This is a genomic window from Sphingomonas sp. SphC10 (assembly GCF_057004845.1).
In genome coordinates this window covers 1,276,005-1,295,813 of record NZ_CM168044.1, presented here as the reverse complement: position 1 = coordinate 1,295,813, position 19,809 = coordinate 1,276,005, and the positions used below count along the sequence as shown (strand labels likewise).

Below are 19,809 nucleotides of genomic sequence, written 5' to 3'. Positions count from 1 at the left end.
CATGAATTCATGGCGTGCGGCGTTCCTTTCGGCTCTGGCGCTATCGACCTCCGGCATGGTGCTGGCGCAGCAGCATCAGCAGCAGGCGGCCGGTCCCGAACAGGCCGAGGCGCTGGCGGCGCGCCTGATCGGCCGGATGACGACCGACGAAAAGCTCGGCCAGTTGCTCAACACCGCGCCCGCCATCCCGCGCCTGGAAGTGCCAGCCTATAATTGGTGGACGGAATCGCTGCATGGTGCGCTGGGGCCGGTGCCGACGACTAACTTCCCCGAGCCGGTGGGGCTGGCGGCGACCTTCGATGACGCGCTGGTCAGACGCGCGGCACAGGCGATCAGCGCCGAGGTGCGCGGGCTTCACGCGCTGGCGCGGACAACCGGGCGGATGGGCCGGATCGGCACCGGGCTCGACACCTGGTCGCCCAACATCAACATCTTTCGCGATCCGCGTTGGGGGCGGGGGCAGGAGACCTATGGCGAGGACCCGTTCCTGACCGCCAGAATGGGCGTCGCCTTCGTGCGCGGGATGCAGGGCGACGATCCCACCCGGATCGATGTCGTCGCCACACCCAAACACTATGCCGTGCACAGTGGCCCGGAATCGACCCGACACGAAGCCAATGTCTATGTTTCGCAGCATGATCTGGTCGATACCTATCTGCCCGCCTTTCGTGCCGCGATCGTCGAGGGCGGGGCCGGATCGACCATGTGCGCCTATAACCGGATCGACGGCCAGCCCGCCTGCGCGAGCGACCTGTTGCTGAAGGATCACCTGCGCGGACGCTGGGGCTTTCGCGGCTATGTCGTGTCGGATTGCGATGCGGTGAAGGATATTGCCGCGAGCCATCACTATGCCCCCGATGCGGCGAGCGCGGTGGCGGCGGCGATGCGGGCGGGCGTCGATAACGAGTGCAACAACGCGACGCTGACCGATACGGACGGGCTGACCAATCCGTATCGCGAGGCGCTCTCGCACGGATTGATCTCGGTCTCGGATATCGACCGTTCGCTGGTGCGGCTCTTTGCCGCACGCTATCGCACCGGCGACCTGCCGGGCCTGCGTCCGCTGTCCACCCAGACCAGTTCTCCCCGCGACATCGACACGCCCGCCCACCGCGCACTGGCGCTGGAGGTTGCGGAAAAGAGCCTCGTCCTGCTCAAGAACAAAGGCATCTTGCCGCTGAAGCCCCATGCCCGGATTGCCGTGATAGGGCCTTTGGGCGATGCGACGCGAGTGCTGCGCGGCAACTATTCCTCCTCGCTGTCGGGGCCGCAGGTATCGGTGGTCGAGGGGCTTCGTCAGGCCATGCCGGGCGCGCAGGTGCGCTACCTGCCCTTTGCCGAAACCTATACCGATGGCGATCCGATCCCGACGACCGCGCTCCAGACCGAGAGCGGCGAGCCGGGCCTGACCGCGCGCTATTATAATGTCGTCGGCCGCATTCCCGATCGCTTCGCCCCCGGCGCGCTGAACGAATGGCTGAAGTCTGCCCGGTTCGAGGATCGCCCCGTCGTCACCCGTGTCGAGGCCAACGCCGCCTCGCGCAGCCTGGACCTGTCGTCCGTTCGTGACGTGCACCGGGCGGTGTGGACGGGCTATCTCGTGCCGCCGGAGACCGGGCGTTATCGGCTGGGCATAGCGGGCTTCAACGGTGCGATGACGTTGGACGGACAGCCGTTCGTCGACCTGACCAAGGCATCGTGGAACAGCCTCCCGACGATGCGTACCGTCACGCTGGAAAAGGGGCGTCGCTACCCGATCACCGTCACGACCGAGGCGCGTATCCTGACCGGCATTAATCTGGTCTGGAAGCGGGTATCCGACGACCCAGTGGCCGAGCTGCGCACGGTCGCCAAGGCCAGCGACGCGCTGGTCGCGGTCATCGGGCTGACCTCCGATTTGGAGGCGGAGGAGGCGCCGATCTCGGTCCCCGGCTTCAAGGGGGGCGACAAGACGACGCTCGACCTGCCTGCCGACCAGCAGGCGCTGCTCGAACAGGCCAAGGCGACCGGACGTCCGCTGATCGTCGTGCTGATGAACGGCAGTCCGGTGAACCTCGCCTGGGCCAAGGCGAATGCCGATGCCATCATCGAGGCCTGGTATCCGGGCCAGGCAGGCGGACTGGCGGTCGGTCATGTCCTGTCAGGCAAGGCCAACCCGGCCGGGCGATTGCCGCTGACCTTCTATCGTTCGGTGGAGGACCTGCCGCCGTTCGGCGATTATGCGATGAAGGGGCGGACCTATCGCTACTTCACCGGCACGCCGGTCTATCCGTTCGGCTATGGGCTCAGCTATACCAGCTTCGCCTATGCACCGCTGGCGGTGAAGCCCGGGGCGGACGGCAGCATGACCGTCACGACCGAAGTGCGGAATACCGGCCGCCGCGAGGGCGACGAGGTAGCACAGCTATACCTCAACTTCCCCAAGGTGGAGGGCGTGCCGCGTGTCGCACTGCGCGGATTCCACCGGGTGCGTCTGGCCCCCGGCGAGCGAAAGAGCCTGACCTTCACGCTAAGCCTGCGCGACCTGAGCGCGGTGGATGCGGATGGCCAGCGGCTGGTGATGAAAGGCGACTATCGCGCCTCGGTCGGCTCGGGCCAGCCGGATACCGGTGTGCCGGTGCGCAGTGCGCCGTTCCGGATCGATACGATGACGCCCATCGCGGATTGAGATCCAATTTTATTCCTCCCCTGCAAGGGGAGGTGGCAGGGCGAAGGCCTGACGGAGGGGTGTCGCCCTCTCGATAGCGAGACACCCCTCCACCATGCTACGCATGGTCCCCCTCCCCTTACAGGGGAGGAGAGTATATTCACTTCGTCACCAGCGCCCGTCCAAAGAACGGCAGCACCTGCTCCTGGAACCGCACCCCGATCCGGTTCACATGGTCGCCGTCGTAAATCTCGAACTTGTGGGCAATGCCATAACGGTCGAGCGCTTCGTGCAGGGCCTGCGCATCGGCCTTCAACCCATCCTGCGATCCGACATCCAGCCCGATTGCGCGGTAGCTGCGCAAGGGCGTGACATATTGGTCGACAAAGGCCAGCGGCGTGTTGGCCAGCCACTTGGCGACGATATCGTCCCGCACCTTGCCGTCCTTGATCGGCAGGTCGAGATAGAGCGGCGCATTCTTCGGATTGGGCGACCAGGCGGCCGAGGCGGCGAGCATCGCCCGCTGGCCCCAGTTGAGCCTGGCGGACTCGCTAGGTGAGGTCAGGCTGGTCAGCAGCTTTTCATCCGTCCCCTCGGGCCGCGCCATCGCGCGGGGCGATAGACAGCAGGGGCTCATCATATAGATCGCGCCGTACATGTCGGCATGTTTCATCCCGATCCGCGTGGTGCCATATCCGCCCATCGAATGACCGGCGAGGCCACGCGCTTCGCGACGCGGAATGGTGCGATAGCGTGCGTCGATCGCAGCGATCAGATCGTGGCTGATGAACCGTTCGAAATCGCCCACCGTCTGCGACGAGGAATACATCGCCCCGTTGTGCATCGTCTTGCTGTCGGGAAAGACGAGGATCATCGGCGGGACGCCGCGGGCAAAGGCCCCTTCGACCGAGGCGGGGACATGGATTTCCTTCGTCCACTGGTCCGCGCCGATCGAATAGCCGTGCAGCGCATAGACTACCGGATAGCGGCGCGTGCGGTTCTTGGCATAGTCGGGGGGCAGGACGACGATGACGTCGCGATCGGCGCTGTTGCCTTCCAGATTGCCCTCGATCGCGGCGGAATGGACCTTGATCCGCTCGATCGTGACCGGCTTGGCGCCCGGCACGACGGCTGGTTGCTGGGTCGCCATCTGGGCAGGCGCCGCTGTGATCGGGACCAATGCGACGCTTGCGGCAAGCAGCCAGCGCGAAGGCAAGAAGCGAAGGGCCATGCGGGTCATCCTCTATCCTGAAAGCCTGCCGACCTGTGGCGTCGGTCTTTGGAATGGGCGGCCCACGATGGAAGGAGCAGGGCCGAATATCGTTACCAACAATGCCGACATGGCTGTTGTCAAGCAAAGCCCCGTCCCATCGCAAAACGCCGAACCGGCCTTGCATCCCGCGTCCTGATAGCGCTATCGTACTTTCAAAGCTCCAAAGATGGAGCGCTTGGAGAGGAAAAGCGATGAAGCGCTTGATGATGGCCAGCCTCGTGCTGGGGCTCGGCACGGCGGCCTGCGGGACGGCGCAAAAGGCCGACAATGCCGTGGGCGAAAACACGACGGCAACGGCGTCGAACGATGCCAATCCGATCTCGCCCGATGGTCGTCATTACCTGTCGCAGCCGCTGGTGCGCGAGATCTTCACCGCCGATCCGTCCGCCCATGTCTGGAGCGACGGCAAGCTCTATATCTACCCCAGCCACGACGTACCGACCGACACGCCGAATGACGATCTGGGCAACCAATACGCCATGCGCGACTATCGCGTGCTGCGCATGGACGAGCCGGGCGGCAAGGTCACGGTCGGCCCCGTCGCGCTGGACGTGAAGGACGTGCCTTGGGCCTCGCAGCAGATGTGGGCGCCCGACGCCGCCTATAAGGACGGCACTTATTATCTCTATTTCCCGGCGCGGGATAAGACGAAGGACCGGAACGGCCTGGGCGCGTTCCGCATCGGCGTCGCGACCTCGAAGAACCCGATGGGGCCGTTCAAGGCCGAGCCGGAGGCAATCCCCGGCAGCTTCTCGATGGACCCCGCCGTGTTCCAGGACGCGGACGGCACGGCATATATGTATTTCGGCGGCATCTGGGGCGGTCAGCTTCAGCGCTGGAAGGACGGCAAGTACGATCCGAACGGCAGCGATACCGACCTGAAGCAGGACGACCAGCCTGCCATCTCCGGCAAGATCGCCAAGATGAACCCCGACATGAAGACCTTCGCAGAAACTCCGCGCGACGTCGTGATCCTCGACGAAAAGGGCAAGCCGGTGCTGGGCGGCGACCATGACAAGCGCTTCTTCGAGGCGTCCTGGGTATTCAAGCGCGACGGCAAATATTATTACACCTATTCGACCGGCGACACGCATTTCTTGAACTATGCGATCGGCACCAGCCCCTATGGCCCGTTCACCTATAAGGGGCATATCCTGAAGCCGGTGCAGGGCTGGACCACCCATCACTCGATCGTCGAGTGGAAGGGCAAGTGGTGGCTTTTCTACGCCGATACGCAATTGTCGGATAAGAACCACCTGCGTAACGTCAAGATGACCGAGTTGAAGTTCAACCCGGACGGGACGATCCCGACCATCGACCCGTTCGTGAAGTAAGGACGCGGGATGTTCCTTGGCATCGATATCGGCACCTCGGGCGTGAAGGCCGTCGTGCTGGACGAACACGGCGCTGTGGTGGGGCAGGGGACGGCGGCGCTGACCGTGCAGCGTCCGCACCCGCTCTGGTCCGAACAGGACCCGGAGGCCTGGTGGCAGGCGACGATTTCGGCTGTCCGGGCGATCGATCCGGCGGTCCGCCGGGCGGTGCGCGGCATCGGCCTAGCCGGGCAGATGCACGGCGCCACCTTGCTGGGCGCGGACGATCAGGTCCTGCGGCCCGGCATCTTGTGGAATGACGGGCGGAGCCATGCGGAGTGTGCGGAGCTGGAGGCGAAGGCCCCCGATCTCCACCGGGTCGCGGGCAACCTCGCCATGCCGGGCTTTACCGCGCCCAAGCTGCTATGGGTGCAGCATCATGAGCCGGAAACCTTCGCGAAGATCCGCACCGTGCTGCTGCCCAAGGATTATGTCCGGCTGCGGATGACCGGTGAGAAGGCGTCGGACGTGTCGGATGCGGCGGGTACGCTCTGGCTGGACGTCGAGCGCCGAGAATGGAGCGACGATATCCTCGCCGCGACCGGCCTGACCCGCGAGCAGATGCCGCAGGCGGTCGAGGGCACGGCACAGACCGGCAAGCTGCGTGCCGATGTCGCCGAAGCCTGGGGCATCGACCAGGTGCCGGTCGCGGGCGGTGGTGGCGACAATGCCGCCGGGGCCGCGGGCGTGGGCGTGGTCAAGGATGGTGACGCGTTGCTGTCGCTGGGCACGTCGGGCGTGATCTTCGCCGCGACCAAGGAATTCCGGCCCAATCCGGCGGGCGCCGTCCACGCCTTCTGCCACTGTCTGCCCGATGTCTGGCACCAGATGTCGGTGCATCTGTCGGCGGCGGCCTGCATCGACTGGGTCGCACGGCTGACCGGCACGCCCGGCGCGGCCGAGCTGTTCGCCCGCGCCGAAAGCGTCGGTCCGGCGAGCGGCCCGGAAATCTTCCTGCCCTATCTGTCGGGCGAGCGGACGCCGCATAACGATGCCGAGGTGCGCGGCGCGTTCCTGGGCCTCGACCATGATACCACGCCGGAGCGGCTGGCGCAGGCGGTGCTGGAGGGCGTGGCCTTTGCTTTGGCTGACGGCCTGTCCGTGCTCCGCGATGCCGGGACCGAGCTTTCACAGCTGTCGGTCATCGGCGGCGGCGCACGCTCTTCCTATTGGGGCCAGACGCTGGCTGCCGCGCTGAACGTCGAGCTGGTCTATCTCAAGGGTGGCGAGGTCGGCCCGGCGCTGGGAGCGGCCCGTCTCGCCCAGCTGGCGGTCGATGGCGGCTCGCCGGAAGAGGTCTGCGCGCCGCCACCCGTGTCCCACACCATCGCCCCGGACGCCGCGCTCGCCGAGCGTTTTGCCCCCAAGATCGCGCGCTTCCGCAACAGCTATTCCCGCATCACTCCGAGGAATTCGTAACATGGCTACCGACTTTTTCGCCGACATCCCGACGATCCGCTATGAAGGCCCGGACAGCGACAATGAGCTCGCCTACCGCTTCTATGACAAGAACCGCGTCGTGCTGGGCAAGACGATGGAGGAGCATCTCCGCTTCGCCGCCTGCTTCTGGCACACCTTCTGCTGGCCGGGTTCGGACGTGTTCGGCGGCGGCACGTTCAACCGCCCCTGGCATGCGGGCGCCAACGACAGCGCGGCCGCCGCGCAGAAGCGGGAAGTGGCGTTCGACTTCTTCTCGAAGCTCGACGTGCCCTATTACTGCTTCCACGACGTCGACGTGATGGCCGATGCGCAGGGGGTGGCCGAGCATCGCCGTTATTTCGCCGAAGCGGTCGACCATCTTGAAAAGCTGCAGGCCTCGTCGGGCCGCAAGCTGCTCTGGGGCACCGCCAACCTGTTCAGCCATCCGCGCTTCGCCGCCGGTGGCGCGACCAACCCGGACCCCGAAGTCTATGCCTTCGGTGCGATGCAGGTCCGCGATGCGCTGGAGGCGACGCACCGTCTGGGCGGCGCGAACTACGTTTTGTGGGGCGGTCGCGAGGGTTACGAGACGCTGCTCAACACCAATATGAAGCGCGAGCTGGACAATCTGGGCCGCTTCCTGAGCCTCGTCGTCGAGCACAAGCACAAGATCGGCTTCACCGGCACGATCCTGATCGAGCCGAAGCCGCACGAGCCGACCAAGCATCAGTATGACTTCGACACGGCCACCGTGTACGGCTTCCTCAAGGCTTACGGCCTGGAGAACGAAGTGAAGGTCAATATCGAGGCGAACCACGCCACGCTGGCCGGCCACACCTTCGAGCATGAGATCGCGACCGCAGGGGCCCTGGGCATCTTCGGGTCGATCGACGCCAATCGCGGCGATCACCAGAATGGTTGGGATACCGACCAGTTCCCCAACTCGGTCGAGGAACTGACGCTGGCCATGCTGGAGATCATCCGGGCGGGCGGCTTCACCACCGGCGGCTTCAACTTCGACGCCAAGGTGCGTCGCCAGTCGATGGACGCGGTCGATCTGTTCCACGGCCATGTCGGCGGGATCGACGTGGTGGCCAAGGGCCTGCTCAACGCCGCCGCGCTGATCGAGGACGGTCGTCTGGATGCGATCAAGTCCGAGCGTTATGCCGGTTGGGATGGCGATTTCGGGCAGAAGGTCGGTGGTCTCGACCTGGCCGGAATCGCCGACCTCGCGGTCGAGAAGGCGATCGATCCAAAGCCCCGTTCGGGCCGTCAGGAGCGGATTGAGAACATCGTTAACCGCATCGTTCACTCGGGCAAGTAAGGCGGGGCGGGCCGGGGTTCCAGCCCGTACCCTCTCGGAAAGGGGCGCATCCGGCCATTCGGATGCGCCCCTTTTTATTGCCCGAGTGGCCAAGGAGATCCCGCCGCCCCAAAGGAACGGCGGGATAGCCCGGATCACGCGACCCCGTTCGCCACCATATCCCGCAGCGCTTCATGGAAGGTCTGGACCGCCGCCATATTGAACCCGGCGATGTTGATCCGGCCCGACCCGGCCATATAGATGGCATGACGATCGCGCAGCCATTCCACCTGGGTGGGCGACAGGGGCAGGGTGGCGAACATGCCCTTGCCGTGCGCCACGGCCGCCAGATCGATCGTCCCGATCCGCCCCCCGGCGGCCAGCGCCGCACGCAGGCTTTCGAGGCGCTGGCGCATCGTTTCCAGCTCGTCACGCCACTCAGCAGTCAGGCCTTCGTCTTCCAGGATGATACGGACGATGGCCGCGCCGTGATCGGGCGGCATCGACCAATTGGCCCGCGCCAGTGCCAACAAATTGGAGAACACCGTCGCGCCGCTGTCCCGATCGGGGGTGACGGCGAACAGCGCGCCGGTCCGCTCACGGTACAGCCCGAAATTCTTGTCGCAGGAATAGGCGAGCAGCGCCTCGGGCACCGCCGCCAATATGGTGCGCGCGCCTTGGGCGTCGACATCGAAGCCATCGCCCAAGCCCTGATAGGCAAGATCGACGACCGGCAGCAGCCCGCGTTCGGCGACGCGTGACGCGATGGCATGCCAGCCCGCTGCATCGGGATCGATCCCGATTGGATTGTGGCAGCAGCCATGCAGCAAGACGGCATCGCCCGCACCCGCTTCGCCCAGCCCGGTCAGGAAGCCGTCCAGGTCGAAGCTTTGGGTGTTCAGGTCGAAACAGGGGATCATCGCCGGTTCGACACCCGCCTGGCGGAAGAGTGGCGCGTGATTGGCCCAGCTCGGACTGCCGATCCAGATCCGTTCGACGCCCGACCGCGCCAGCAGTTCGGCGGCAAGGCGCAGCGCCCCGGTCCCGCCGGGCGTCTGGAGCCCGACGACCCGTTCCGCCGCAACCGCGTCGCCCAGCACCAGCGTCGCCAGCGCACGGACGAAGCCGATATCGCCCTCCGGCCCCAGATAGGATTTGCTCGGCTGTTCGGTCAGCAGGCGGGCCTCGGCCGCCTTCACTGCCGTCATGACGGGCGTGCGGCCTTCCTCGTCGCGAAACACGCCGACGCCCAGGTCGATCTTGTTCGTACGCGGGTCGGCGGCGTGCTGACCGATGATCCGCAGCAAGGGATCGTCGGGCTGGCGGGTGAGGGTGGCGAAACGCATGATAGAGCCTCTTGGACAGAAAGGCGCGCACCATAGGGTTTCGGGCTCAAAAGGGAATGACGGAAGACCCGTGCCGGGGCCGCCTCCCGCTGCGATTCCATTCTGTCTTAAAAAGAGTCTGAATGGACGTGAAAAACAGCGGTATCGTGCCGCCTATTTCCCACGTTCTGCCTCGTTTTTCACCGTAACGCACGAAAAACGCCGGATATTGATGTGCATTATGGAGCGCAGCGGACGGTTGTTCGTACACCTTGCACACGGAAGCGTTACGATAGCCCCGCTTGGTTCGTCATGACCGTGATGGCGGATCGATCCGGTGGCATGTCGCCGGTTGGTCGCCGTCCAACCCCTTTATGCATTACCGGTGGCGTCCGTCGCGTCATCGCTCTCGCCGCACGACCAATCCAGGTCGGTGGCAGGATGAGGAGAGTTGCGATGAATTTATTCCGATCCCCGCTGCTTGCTGTGCTTTCCCTGGGCCGCCCCGCCGGCGGGCCGTTTTCCCTGATGACGGCGAAGGGCAAACCATGAATATTCCGCTTACGCGCAGCATCCGGCCGATCGCGCCGGCACTCCATCGCTTGTCCCGCCTCGCGCCCCTGGACCATGCATCGGTCACGGCGCTTGGCGAGGCGATCGCCCGGCCCCAGCAATTCCGGCCCCGCCGAGATCTGATGGTCGAGGGCCGCGATATCGCCTGCCCGCATCTGATCCTGTCGGGATGGGCGGCACGCGTGCGCATCCTGCTTGATGGGCGGCGGCAGTTCCTCAACTTCTTGCTGCCGGGCGATGTCGTCGGTCTCTATCATCACCGACGCCCGGTGGCACCGACGAGCATCATCACCCTGACCGAGGTCACGACCTGCGCCCCGCCCGAGCTCGGCACGCTGCCTGCGCTCGACGAAGCCTATGCGGTCGCCCATGCGATGGACGAGGCCTATCTGCTGGCACAGATCGCGCGACTGGGGCGGATGAATGCGATGGAGCGGATCGGCGACCTGATGCTCGAACTGCATGAGCGTCTGGAACTCAGCGAAATGACCCATGGCCGCAGCTTCGACCTGCCGATCACGCAGGAAACTTTGGCCGATGCGCTCGGCCTGACGGCGGTGCACGTGAACCGCATGTTGCAGGCAGCGCGGCGGGCGGGTGATCTGATCTGGTCGTCGCGATCCATGACCATTCCCGATCCCAAGGCGCTGGCGCGCAAGGTCGGCCGTGCCCAGATCCGGGTGACGGCAGGCTGATCCACTCGATCGCTTGATATGTATCAAGATATTGGAAAAACATGATAAAATAAGGAACATCACGCCTCACCCAACGCTGTCCGGGCATGGAATGAGGAGAGAGGCTTATGCCGGACATCGCCGACAGACCCTATGACGACGCCCCCGTGTCAACGTCCAAGGACCAGGACGCCGCCGTCAGGATCGCCACGGCCGAGGGGGTCGAGGATCGCGGGAACAGCTTTGCCGGATGGGCGGTGACGATCAACCGCCCATCCGCCGAACTCTATGCCTGGTGGCGTGACTTTTCCAATCTCGCCAGCGTGATGGAGAATGTCGAGCGCGTCGAAGTGCTCGACGACAAGCGCTCGCACTGGACCGTCAAGGCGCCGGGCGGCACCCATGTCGAATGGGACGCGATCGTCACCGAGGAGCGTGAGGGCGAACTGATCGCCTGGGCCTCGGCGGAAGGGGCCGACATCGCCAATTCGGGTCGCGTGACTTTCCACGATGCGGGCAAGCGAGGCACCGTCGTCACCGCGACCATCCTCTATGATCCGCCAGCTGGCGTCATCGGCAAGCTGGTCGCCAAGCTGTTCCAGCGCGAACCCAATATCCAGGTCCGCCGCGACCTCGCCCGCTTCAAGCAGCTGATGGAAACCGGCGAGGTCGCCACCAATGCGATGAACCCCAAACAGCGTGAGGAGCAGGCCGCATGAAGGCGCTGACCTGGCATGGCAAGCATGACGTCCGCATCGACAATGTCGATGACCCGGAAATCGTCAATCCCCGCGACGCGATCATCAAGGTGACGGCAACCGCCATCTGCGGCTCCGACCTTCATCTCTATGACGGCTATATCCCGACGATGCAGTCGGGCGACATCCTGGGCCATGAGTTCATGGGCGAGGTGGTCGAGACGGGATCGGGCTCGACGCTGAAGAAGGGGCAGAAGGTCGTGGTGCCGTTCACCATCGCCTGCGGCTCCTGCTATCATTGCGGCAAGCATCAATATTCGGGCTGCGAGAACGGCAACCCCGCCGACAATCAGGATATCGCGCGCGAGCTGTACGGCCACCCGATGTCCGCACTGTTCGGCTATAGCCATATGACCGGCGGCTATGCGGGCGGGCAGGCAGAATATGTCCGCGTACCGTTCAGCGATACCGGCCCGATCGTCATCCCGGACGGGGTGGAGGACGAAAAGGTGCTGTTCCTGTCCGACATCCTGCCCACCGGCTGGATGGCGGCGGAGAATGCCCAGATCGAGCCGGGTGACACGGTCGCGGTCTGGGGCTGTGGCCCGGTCGGGCTGTTCGCGGTTCAGTCGGCTTTCCTGATGGGTGCGGAGCGGGTGATCGCGATCGACCATTTCCCGCATCGGCTGGAACTGGCGCGCAAGTTCGGTGCGGAGACGATCAATTACGAGCAGACCGCGACCTATGACGCGCTGATGCAGATGACCGGCGGGATCGGCCCCGATGCGGTGATCGACTCGGTCGGGCTGGAGGCGCACGGCCTGTTTGTCGACAACGCCATCGACCAGATCAAGGCGTCGACCTTCCTTGGCACCGACCGCATCCATGCGATTCGCCAGGCGATCATCGCCTGTCGCAAGGGCGGCCGCGTGTCGATGCCCGCCGTCTATGGCGGCTTCGTCGACAAGTTTCCGCTGGGCGCGGTCATGCAGAAGGGGCTGACGCTCAAGACCGGGCAGACCCATGTCCAGCATTATCTGCCCGGCCTGCTCGACGCGATCATGGAGGGGAAGATCGATACGACCTTCCTGATCTCGCACCGCCTACCGCTGGAACAGGCGCCCGAGGGATATCGCATGTTCCACGACCAGCAGAACGAAGTGACCAAGATCGTGCTGAAGCCCGGTCAATAAGGAACCACGCCATGGCAGAGAAATTGGCAATCGTGACTGGTGCCTCGACCGGCATCGGCTATCATCTGGCGGCGTGTGCGGCGTGTGACGGGTATGACCTGCTGATCGTCGCCGATGAGGCCGCGATCCACACGGCCGCCAGCAAGCTGTCCGCTTTGGGCGCGCAGGTCCAGGCGGTCGAGGCGGACCTGTCGACCCTGGAGGGAGTCGATACGTTGCTCGCTGCCGCCAATGGCCGGACCGTCGACGTGCTGTGCGCCAATGCGGGCAACAGCAAGGGCGGGGCGTTTCTCGATCAGTCGGTCCGGGACTGGCGACGCTCGGTCGACACCAACGTCACCGGCACCGTCTATCTACTGCAACGCATATTGTCGGCGATGGTCCGCCGCGGCGAGGGCAAGGTGCTGGTGACGGGATCGATCGTCGGCTTCATCCCCGGTCCGTTCAACGCCATCTACAACGCGACCAAGGCGTTCATCGACAATTTTACCGAGGCGCTGCGCAACGAGCTGAAGGACGAGAAGGGCGTGACCCTGACCACCCTGATGCCGGGGGCCACCGACACCGAATTCTTCGCCCGCGCCGACATGCTCGACACCAATATCGGCCAGAGCAAGAAGGACGATCCCGCCGAGGTCGCCCAAAAGGGCTGGGACGCGATGAAGGCAGGTGAGGGGCACATCACCACCGGGCTGAAGAACAAGTTGCAGGTCGCAGGCTCGGGCGTCGTGCCCCAGTCGGTGCTGGCCGAGGCGCACCGCAAGATCGCCGAGCCCGGCTCGGCCGACCGCTAAAACCATCCCATCAGGAGACGGATCATGGGCCTTTTTTCCAAGGACATCACGACGCTGAACGACCTGTTCGTCCATCAGCTTCAGGACATCTACTACGCCGAGCATCAGATCACCAAGGCGCTGCCCAAGATGATCGACAAGGCGACGGACCCGCAGCTCAAGGCCGGGTTCGAGCAGCATCTGCGCGAAACCGAAGGGCAGATCCGGCGGCTGGAACAGGTGTTCGAGATGCACGGCGAAACGCCCAAGGCGGTCACCTGCCCGGCGATCGACGGCATCATCAAGGAGGCCAATGAGGTCGCTGGCGAAGTCGCGGACAAGCGGGTGCTCGACGCCGCGCTGATCGCCGCGGCGCAGGCGGTCGAGCATTATGAGATCGCGCGCTACGGCACGTTGGTGTCCTGGGCACGGCAGCTGGGCCGCAGCGACTGCGCGGCAATCCTGGACGAGACGTTGGCCGAGGAAAAGGCGACCGACGAGAAACTCACCGGCATGGCCGAAGGCGGTGCGAATGCGGCGGCGGAGGCTGTCCAGCCCGCCTGAGGGTCTTGCCGGGAGTGGGGCATCGTCGTCGGCGCCCTTCCCGGCGGCGGTGCCCCAAATCCGGGTTCAGTGGGCGAAGTGCGTCACGCCCAGCATCAGCGCGATGCCGGCCAAGGTCGCGAAACTGGTCCGAAGCCGCGAATCGAGCGACTGGCTGCGCGGCACCAGCTCGCACGCGCCGATATAGAGGAAAATCCCGGCGAACAGCGCCATCAGCGGCGCCAGCATCCCCGCCGGGATCGACAGCCCCAGGCCGATCAAGACGCCCAGCATCGGCGCGACTCCGTTCAGCACCAGCCAGCGCCGCGCCGCCGCTTCCGATCGCGCCGCCAGGCTGAGGCTGACGGTGTTGACGCCGTCCGCCACGTCATGGGTCAGCACGGCCAGCGCGATCATCCACCCCGCCGCCGTATCGATCTGAAACGCGATGCCGATGCCCAGCCCGTCCATCAGGCTGTGCAGGCAGAGCATGGCCGGGCCTAGATCGCCCTGCCATGACGCGGCTGCGGCACGTGGTATCCGGGCAAGCACCCGGTCGAGCAGCATATAGCCGCCCAGCCCCATCGCGCTGAACGCCATCATCGCGCGGATCGTCCAACGGTCCCCCGCCAGCTCCAGCGCCTCGGGCACCAGATCGAACAAGGCCACGCCGACCACGATCCCGGCGGTCACGCCCAGCACCAGCCCGATACGATGACGCAGCCGCAGGGCGAGCAGCCCGCCCGCCAGCGTGGCAAGCATGGCGGCAAAGCCGAAGGCGAGGGGGACAAGGGTCATGGAAGCGTCCGCACGACAAGAGCGACGGAAAGAGGGTGCGGCATCGTCGACCCATGAACCAAGCCATGAGACGTTACAAGGTCACATTTATGCAACCTGGATCGATCCGCCTCAACCCCGCGCGATGGCCTCCAGCACCGTGGCCGCCACTTCCTGCCGACAGATTAGCAGATCGGGCAACAGGGGGTTCTGGCAATTATAGACCAGCGGGCTGCCGTCGATGCGCGACGCATGAAACCCGGCCGCCAGCGCGACGGCGGCGGGGGCGCAATTGTCCCACTCATATTGCCCGCCGTCATGCAGATAGACATCGGCGCGTCCCTCGACCACGGCCATTGCCTTCGCGCCCGCCGAACCCATGGGGATCATGATCGCGCCCAGCCGGTCGCCGACGCAATGCGCGATATCGGGCGCGCGGCTGCGGCTGACGACGACGCGCAGGCCCGCCGGGCAGGGGGGATGCTTGGGAGGAAGGTCGTCGGTCGCAAAGACCTGATCGCGGTCGGGCACCGACACCGCGCCGAGGGCCGGACGGCCGTCAATGGCCAGGCCGATATGCACCGCCCATTCGCTCGACCCGCTGGCATATTCGCGTGTGCCGTCGAGCGGGTCGACGATCCACACCCGGCTGGCGGCACAGCGGGCGCGGTCGTCCACCGACTCCTCCGACAGGATGAAGTCTTCGGGCCGCGCAGCGCGTAAGCGATCGAGGATCAGCGTATTGGCATCCCTGTCGCCCAGCGCGCCGAGGGCGGCGCCTTCCAATCCGCTCGACGCGCGGATGGACTTGAGCAGTTCGCCCGCCTCGACCGCGACCGAGCGAGCCAGTTCGGCGTCGGTCACAGATCGTAACTCCAGATGCCCAGCACATGCTCGACGATCCGCGATGCCGCCTGTTCCGCCGTCTCCTTCGTCGTGTCGATGCGGATTTCGGGCCGTTCGGGCGCTTCATAGGGGCTGGAGATGCCGGTAAACTCGGCGATCTCGCCGGCCCGCGCCTTGGCGTAAAGGCCCTTCACGTCGCGGTCTTCGGCGACATCCAGCGGGGTATCGACGAAGATCTCGACGAACTCACCCTCGGGCAGCAGCGCACGCACCATGTCGCGCTCGGCCTTGAAGGGGGAGATGAAGGCGGTCAGCACGATCAGGCCCGCATCGGCCATCAGCCTGGCGACCTCACCCACCCGGCGGATATTCTCCACCCGCCCGGCTTCGGAGAAATCCAGGTCGCGGTTCAGGCCGTGGCGGATATTGTCGCCGTCCAGCAGGAAGCTGTGGCGTCCCATGCTGTGCAGCTTCTGCTCGACCATGTTGGCGATGGTGGACTTGCCCGAACCGGACAGGCCGGTGAACCACAGGACCTTGGGGGCCTGTCCCTTTTGCCGGGCATGCGCCTCGCGCGTCACCACCGCCGATTGCCAATGGACATTCTGCGCCCGACGCAGCGCATGGTCGATCATCCCTGCCGCGACCGTCGCATTGGTCGCGCGGTCGATCAGGATGAAGCCGCCGAGCGCACTGCCTTTCGCATAGGGCTCGAACACGATCGGGCGGTCGGCATAGACTTCCGCCAGCCCAATATCGTTGAGCGTCAGCGTGTCGGCGGGGCGCTGCTCCTGGCTGTTGACGTCGACGACATGGCGGGGCGGCTGGACCGTCGCGCCGACCAACTGGGTTCCCAGCTTCAGCGAATAGCTGCGCCCCAGCACCAGGGCTGCGTCGGCCATCCAGACGATGGTGGCGACGAACTGGTCGGCGACCTCGGGCGGGTCCTCGGCGGCGGCGATCACGTCACCCCGCGAGCAATCGACCTCCTCGGCCAGCGCCAGGGTCACCGCTTCGCCCGCCATCGCCTGTTCGCGGTCGCCGTCATAGGTGACGATCCGTGCGATGCTGGTGGTCTTGCCCGAGGGCGCGATCCGCACCCGGTCGCCGACCGATACCCGGCCGCCGGCGATCAGGCCCGCAAAGCCGCGAAAGTCGAGATCGGGTCGGTTGACCCATTGCACCGGCATACGGAACGACGCCGCGACTGCCCGGTCACCGTCGATCGCCACCGTCTCCAGATGCGGCAGCAGCGCGGGGCCGTCATACCAGGGCATATCCGGAGAGGGCGTGGTGACGTTCGCGCCGGTCAGGCCGGACAGCGGGATCGCCGTGAACCGCTCGATCCCGATCGTCTTGGCGAATGCGGCATAGTCGGCGACGATTGCCTCGAAGACCGACTGGTCATGGCCCACCAGGTCCATCTTGTTGACCGCCAGCACGATCTCCTTGATGCCGACCAGATGCGCCAGATAGCTGTGCCGCCGCGTCTGGGTCAGCACGCCCTTGCGCGCGTCGATCAGGATCACGGCCAGATCGGCGGTGGACGCGCCGGTCACCATGTTGCGGGTATATTGCTCGTGGCCGGGCGTATCGGCGACAATGAACTTGCGCTTCTCCGTCGCGAAGAAGCGGTAAGCCACGTCGATCGTGATGCCCTGCTCGCGCTCGGCGGCGAGGCCATCGACCAGCAGCGCGAAGTCGATATTCGCGCCCTGCGTACCGACCCGGCGGCTGTCCGCCTCCAGCTGGCTCAGCTGATCCTCGAAGATGGTCTTCGAATCATAGAGCAGCCGACCGATCAGCGTCGACTTGCCGTCATCGACCGAGCCGCAGGTGATGAAGCGCAGCATCGACTTGGCGGCATGGGTGGCGAGATAGGCGTCGATATCGGCGGCGATCAGCGCATCGGGTTGATAGGCGGTCATCTCAGAAATACCCCTCGCGCTTCTTCTTCTCCATGCTGGCCGCCTGATCGTGATCGATCGCACGGCCCTGCCGCTCGGACGTGGTGGTCAGCAGCATTTCCTGGATGACTTCGGACAGGGTCGCCGCCTCGCTCTCGACCGCGCCGGTCAGAGGATAGCAGCCGAGCGTGCGGAAGCGGATCGAGCGATCGACCGGCACCTCGCCGGGCCTCAGGCGGAAACGGTCGTCATCGACCATCAGCAGCATGCCGTCGCGCTCCACCGTCGGGCGGGGGGCGGCGAAATAGAGCGGCACGATCTCGATGCCCTCCTGTAGAATATACTGCCAGATATCGAGTTCGGTCCAGTTGGACAGCGGGAAGACGCGGATGCTTTCCCCCTTATGGATGCGGCTGTTGTAGAGGTTCCACAGCTCGGGTCGCTGCGCCTTGGGGTCCCAGCCATGCGCGGCGGAGCGGAAGGAGAAGACGCGCTCCTTCGCGCGGCTCTTCTCCTCGTCGCGCCGCGCGCCGCCGAACGCGGCGTCATAACCGCCCGCGGTCAGCGCCTGCTTCAACCCTTCGGTCTTCCACATATCGGTGTGGCGGCTGCCATGATCGAACGGGTTGATGCCCAGCGCCTCAGCTTCCGGGTTGCGGTGGACGATCAGCTCCATCCCCGCCGCCTCGGCCGCGCGGTTGCGCAGCTCGTACATGGCGCGGAACTTCCAGGTCGTATCGACATGGAGCAGCGGGAAGGGCGGGCGTGCCGGGAAGAACGCCTTCTTGGCCAGATGCAGCATCACGGCCGAGTCCTTGCCGACCGAATAGAGCATCACCGGACGCTCGGTCTCGGCGACCACTTCGCGAAGGATATGGATGCTCTCGGCTTCGAGGCGTTGCAGGTGGGTAAGGCCAGTCATCGGATTGTCAGATAATGTCGCCAGCGAACCGTGCGACCAACTTATCCTGTCAATCGCGATAGTCCCGCTCCAGCGAGTCGAGGATGCGCGCACCCGCCATGAACACCGCGATGGGGCAGGCGGCGAACAGGATCTTGCCGGGAAGTCCCGGATAAGCGGTCAGATAATGCATCCCGCGCTCGACCGCGCCGAGGCCCAGGCCATAGATGACCAGAAAAGCCTCGAACTTCGACTTGATCGTGAACAGGGCGACCAGGCGGGACCACATGGCGCCGTTACACCACCGGATCGCCCCGCCGCCAAGGGTCAACCGCTTGCCAATTTGAGACAGTCGAGCGCAGTCAGGAGGGCGAGGCGCGCGGCCTCGATCCGGCCGATCAGCGCGGAGTCGCCGATTTCGGTGGGGTCGATCGCGTCGGGCCAATGCGCCTCGATCACGGCGGCGATGCGATCCAGCGCGGCATGATCGACCAGGAAGCGCGGGTCGATGGTTGCCGGATCGGCCACCACGCGTAGCCGCAGACAGGCGGGGCCGCCGCCATTGGCCATCGATTCGCGCACGTTGACGACCTCCAGCCGCCGAATCGGGCCATTGCCCGCAACATGCTCCTGAAGCCAGGACCAGACGGGGGCATTGTCGCGCGCCTCCTGCGGCACGATAAGCGTCGGCTCGCCGCCCGGTGGAGTGACCAGCTGTGCGTTGAACAGGTAGGAGGCGATGGCATCCTCCAGGCTGACGCGCTCGGCCGGCACCTCGACGATCTCGACATCGGGCATCAGGGTGCGCAGATCGGCGTAGAATGTCTCTCGGTCGGCGAAGGCCTGTTCATGCGCGAACAGCACCCGTTCGTTGGCGACGGCGACGACATCGTTATGGAAGGCCCCCGCCGCGATGGCTGCATCGGACTGGCGCGCGAAGAGCACCCGGTCGGGGGACAGGCGATGCGCGCGGGCGACCGCCTCGCACGCCTGGCGATGCTGGCGGGCGGGGAAGGGGCCGCCGCTCTCGCCGAAGACGAAGATTTCGACGCCCGGATGATCATGGCCGCTGCACAGCCGCATATGATTGGCCGCACCCTCGTCGCCGAAGGGCGCAGGCACAGGCGGATGGACGACAAAGGCCGGGTCGGCGAAGATCATCCGCAGCTGCGCCAGCGTCGCGGGCCATTCATGGCTGCGATGCGGCATGGTCAGCAGATTGGCGACGGTCAGGTGGCAGCGCCCGTCGCGCGTGTCGGGCGCGGGCGAGACGGTCGCGGCATTGGCCGCCCACATCGCCGAGGCGGACAGGCTCTGCGCCTTCAGGACCGGTGAGGCGGAGTCATAATCGGTTGCCAGCCGCCCGAGCCAGCCATGGTCGGGCCGGGGATGCGGCAGGAGGACGCCCTGTACCAGCCCCAGGTCGAGATTCGCGCGCATCTTGGCGATCCCCTGAAGCGCGGCGGCCTTGGGATGCGAGGTCTTGCCCGCATTGCGCGTGGCGGCGAGGTTGCCGTGACTGAGCCCGGCATAATTGTGGCTCGGCCCGATGATGCCGTCGAAATTGATCTCTCTCAGCATGAT

The 19,809-nt window shown here is 65.5% G+C and carries 18 protein-coding genes; 10 read left to right on the top strand and 8 right to left on the bottom strand.

Annotation, left to right across the window (positions count from 1 at the left end; translation table 11 throughout):
* The first annotated feature begins 1 nt into the window (after position 1).
* Positions 2-2,668, top strand: coding sequence for a glycoside hydrolase family 3 C-terminal domain-containing protein (locus ACWKSV_RS05760; RefSeq protein ID WP_076716491.1), 2,667 nt, complete (start codon positions 2-4; stop codon positions 2,666-2,668).
* A gap of 139 nt (positions 2,669-2,807) precedes the next feature.
* On the opposite strand, the gene ACWKSV_RS05755 is transcribed toward ACWKSV_RS05760, so the two are convergent.
* A complete protein-coding gene (locus tag ACWKSV_RS05755; RefSeq protein WP_191864497.1) occupies positions 2,808-3,878 on the bottom strand; it encodes an alpha/beta hydrolase-fold protein in 1,071 nt (356 codons plus the stop codon).
* Here ACWKSV_RS05755 and ACWKSV_RS05750 point away from each other — a divergent pair.
* The 4 genes from ACWKSV_RS05750 to xylA are packed head-to-tail and all read left to right on the top strand — an operon-like array spanning position 3,877 to position 8,036.
* Positions 3,877-4,056 carry a hypothetical protein gene (locus ACWKSV_RS05750; protein WP_156884292.1) on the top strand — a complete coding sequence of 60 codons (180 nt, stop codon included), beginning with the start codon at positions 3,877-3,879 and terminating at the stop codon, positions 4,054-4,056. The genes ACWKSV_RS05755 and ACWKSV_RS05750 overlap by 2 nt on opposite strands.
* Before the next feature lie 55 nt (positions 4,057-4,111).
* Positions 4,112-5,254 carry a glycoside hydrolase family 43 protein gene (locus ACWKSV_RS05745; RefSeq protein WP_076716490.1) on the top strand — a complete coding sequence of 381 codons (1,143 nt, stop codon included), beginning with the start codon at positions 4,112-4,114 and terminating at the stop codon, positions 5,252-5,254.
* A 9-nt stretch (positions 5,255-5,263) separates the two neighbouring features.
* On the top strand, positions 5,264-6,712 hold the full coding sequence (gene xylB, locus ACWKSV_RS05740; protein ID WP_076716488.1) for a xylulokinase: 1,449 nt from the start codon (positions 5,264-5,266) through the stop codon (positions 6,710-6,712).
* A gap of 1 nt (position 6,713) precedes the next feature.
* Positions 6,714-8,036: a xylose isomerase gene (xylA, locus tag ACWKSV_RS05735; protein ID WP_076716487.1), complete on the top strand. Its 1,323-nt coding sequence runs from the start codon at positions 6,714-6,716 to the stop codon at positions 8,034-8,036.
* A 134-nt stretch (positions 8,037-8,170) separates the two neighbouring features.
* Here the strand turns inward: xylA and ACWKSV_RS05730 are convergent, their stop codons facing one another.
* Positions 8,171-9,361: an amino acid aminotransferase gene (locus tag ACWKSV_RS05730; RefSeq protein ID WP_076716485.1), complete on the bottom strand. Its 1,191-nt coding sequence runs from the start codon at positions 9,359-9,361 to the stop codon at positions 8,171-8,173.
* A gap of 527 nt (positions 9,362-9,888) precedes the next feature.
* On the opposite strand from ACWKSV_RS05730, the gene ACWKSV_RS05725 reads away from it, so the two are divergent.
* From ACWKSV_RS05725 to ACWKSV_RS05705, 5 genes are all read left to right on the top strand, one after another.
* On the top strand, positions 9,889-10,608 hold the full coding sequence (locus ACWKSV_RS05725; RefSeq protein WP_076716484.1) for a Crp/Fnr family transcriptional regulator: 720 nt from the start codon (positions 9,889-9,891) through the stop codon (positions 10,606-10,608).
* Positions 10,609-10,715: 107 nt separating this feature from the next.
* Positions 10,716-11,306, top strand: coding sequence for an SRPBCC family protein (locus ACWKSV_RS05720; RefSeq protein WP_076716482.1), 591 nt, complete (start codon positions 10,716-10,718; stop codon positions 11,304-11,306).
* Positions 11,303-12,478, top strand: a complete 1,176-nt coding sequence (locus tag ACWKSV_RS05715; RefSeq protein WP_076716481.1) for a zinc-dependent alcohol dehydrogenase — start codon at positions 11,303-11,305, stop codon at positions 12,476-12,478. The genes ACWKSV_RS05720 and ACWKSV_RS05715 overlap by 4 nt, the downstream gene beginning before the upstream one ends.
* An 11-nt stretch (positions 12,479-12,489) precedes the next feature.
* Complete coding sequence (locus ACWKSV_RS05710) at positions 12,490-13,272, top strand: SDR family NAD(P)-dependent oxidoreductase (protein WP_076716479.1); 783 nt, start codon at positions 12,490-12,492, stop codon at positions 13,270-13,272.
* Between the two features lie 24 nt (positions 13,273-13,296).
* Positions 13,297-13,815 carry a YciE/YciF ferroxidase family protein gene (locus ACWKSV_RS05705; protein ID WP_076716477.1) on the top strand — a complete coding sequence of 173 codons (519 nt, stop codon included), beginning with the start codon at positions 13,297-13,299 and terminating at the stop codon, positions 13,813-13,815.
* Between the two features lie 66 nt (positions 13,816-13,881).
* Here ACWKSV_RS05705 and ACWKSV_RS05700 read toward each other — a convergent pair whose 3' ends face one another.
* The 6 genes from ACWKSV_RS05700 to ACWKSV_RS05675 all read right to left on the bottom strand — a co-directional run bounded on the left by ACWKSV_RS05700 (position 13,882) and on the right by ACWKSV_RS05675 (position 19,806).
* The gene (locus ACWKSV_RS05700; RefSeq protein ID WP_076716476.1) at positions 13,882-14,592 is read right to left on the bottom strand and encodes a ZIP family metal transporter; all 711 of its coding nucleotides are present in this window, start codon (positions 14,590-14,592) and stop codon (positions 13,882-13,884) included.
* Between the two features lie 111 nt (positions 14,593-14,703).
* Positions 14,704-15,435: a 3'(2'),5'-bisphosphate nucleotidase CysQ gene (locus tag ACWKSV_RS05695; RefSeq protein WP_191864498.1), complete on the bottom strand. Its 732-nt coding sequence runs from the start codon at positions 15,433-15,435 to the stop codon at positions 14,704-14,706.
* Positions 15,432-17,345 (bottom strand): sulfate adenylyltransferase subunit CysN, encoded by a 1,914-nt coding sequence (gene cysN, locus ACWKSV_RS05690; protein ID WP_191864499.1) that lies wholly within the window; start codon positions 17,343-17,345, stop codon positions 15,432-15,434. Before cysN ends, ACWKSV_RS05695 begins: the two co-directional genes overlap by 4 nt.
* A gap of 1 nt (position 17,346) precedes the next feature.
* Positions 17,347-18,246, bottom strand: a complete 900-nt coding sequence (gene cysD / locus ACWKSV_RS05685; RefSeq protein ID WP_056437359.1) for a sulfate adenylyltransferase subunit CysD — start codon at positions 18,244-18,246, stop codon at positions 17,347-17,349.
* 49 nt (positions 18,247-18,295) lie between these two features.
* Positions 18,296-18,514: a hypothetical protein gene (locus ACWKSV_RS05680; RefSeq protein WP_042482538.1), complete on the bottom strand. Its 219-nt coding sequence runs from the start codon at positions 18,512-18,514 to the stop codon at positions 18,296-18,298.
* 38 nt (positions 18,515-18,552) lie between these two features.
* The gene (locus ACWKSV_RS05675) at positions 18,553-19,806 is read right to left on the bottom strand and encodes an N-succinylarginine dihydrolase (RefSeq protein ID WP_076716474.1); all 1,254 of its coding nucleotides are present in this window, start codon (positions 19,804-19,806) and stop codon (positions 18,553-18,555) included.
* Positions 19,807-19,809: the final 3 nt, after the last annotated feature.

Excerpts from the sequence above, each read along its gene's own strand:
- ACWKSV_RS05760 (WP_076716491.1), top strand. The coding sequence starts at position 2 with ATGAATTCATGGCGTGCGGCGTTCCTTTCGGCTCTGGCGCTATCGACC.
- ACWKSV_RS05750 (WP_156884292.1), top strand. The coding sequence starts at position 3,877 with ATGCGGGTCATCCTCTATCCTGAAAGCCTGCCGACCTGTGGCGTCGGT.
- ACWKSV_RS05755 (WP_191864497.1), bottom strand. The coding sequence starts at position 3,878 with ATGGCCCTTCGCTTCTTGCCTTCGCGCTGGCTGCTTGCCGCAAGCGTC.
- ACWKSV_RS05745 (WP_076716490.1), top strand. The coding sequence starts at position 4,112 with ATGAAGCGCTTGATGATGGCCAGCCTCGTGCTGGGGCTCGGCACGGCG.
- xylB (WP_076716488.1), top strand. The coding sequence starts at position 5,264 with ATGTTCCTTGGCATCGATATCGGCACCTCGGGCGTGAAGGCCGTCGTG.
- xylA (WP_076716487.1), top strand. The coding sequence starts at position 6,714 with ATGGCTACCGACTTTTTCGCCGACATCCCGACGATCCGCTATGAAGGC.
- ACWKSV_RS05730 (WP_076716485.1), bottom strand. The coding sequence starts at position 9,361 with ATGCGTTTCGCCACCCTCACCCGCCAGCCCGACGATCCCTTGCTGCGG.
- ACWKSV_RS05725 (WP_076716484.1), top strand. The coding sequence starts at position 9,889 with ATGAATATTCCGCTTACGCGCAGCATCCGGCCGATCGCGCCGGCACTC.
- ACWKSV_RS05720 (WP_076716482.1), top strand. The coding sequence starts at position 10,716 with ATGCCGGACATCGCCGACAGACCCTATGACGACGCCCCCGTGTCAACG.
- ACWKSV_RS05715 (WP_076716481.1), top strand. The coding sequence starts at position 11,303 with ATGAAGGCGCTGACCTGGCATGGCAAGCATGACGTCCGCATCGACAAT.
- ACWKSV_RS05710 (WP_076716479.1), top strand. The coding sequence starts at position 12,490 with ATGGCAGAGAAATTGGCAATCGTGACTGGTGCCTCGACCGGCATCGGC.
- ACWKSV_RS05705 (WP_076716477.1), top strand. The coding sequence starts at position 13,297 with ATGGGCCTTTTTTCCAAGGACATCACGACGCTGAACGACCTGTTCGTC.
- ACWKSV_RS05700 (WP_076716476.1), bottom strand. The coding sequence starts at position 14,592 with ATGACCCTTGTCCCCCTCGCCTTCGGCTTTGCCGCCATGCTTGCCACG.
- cysN (WP_191864499.1), bottom strand. The coding sequence starts at position 17,345 with ATGACCGCCTATCAACCCGATGCGCTGATCGCCGCCGATATCGACGCC.
- cysD (WP_056437359.1), bottom strand. The coding sequence starts at position 18,246 with ATGACTGGCCTTACCCACCTGCAACGCCTCGAAGCCGAGAGCATCCAT.
- ACWKSV_RS05680 (WP_042482538.1), bottom strand. The coding sequence starts at position 18,514 with ATGTGGTCCCGCCTGGTCGCCCTGTTCACGATCAAGTCGAAGTTCGAG.
- ACWKSV_RS05675 (WP_076716474.1), bottom strand. The coding sequence starts at position 19,806 with ATGCTGAGAGAGATCAATTTCGACGGCATCATCGGGCCGAGCCACAAT.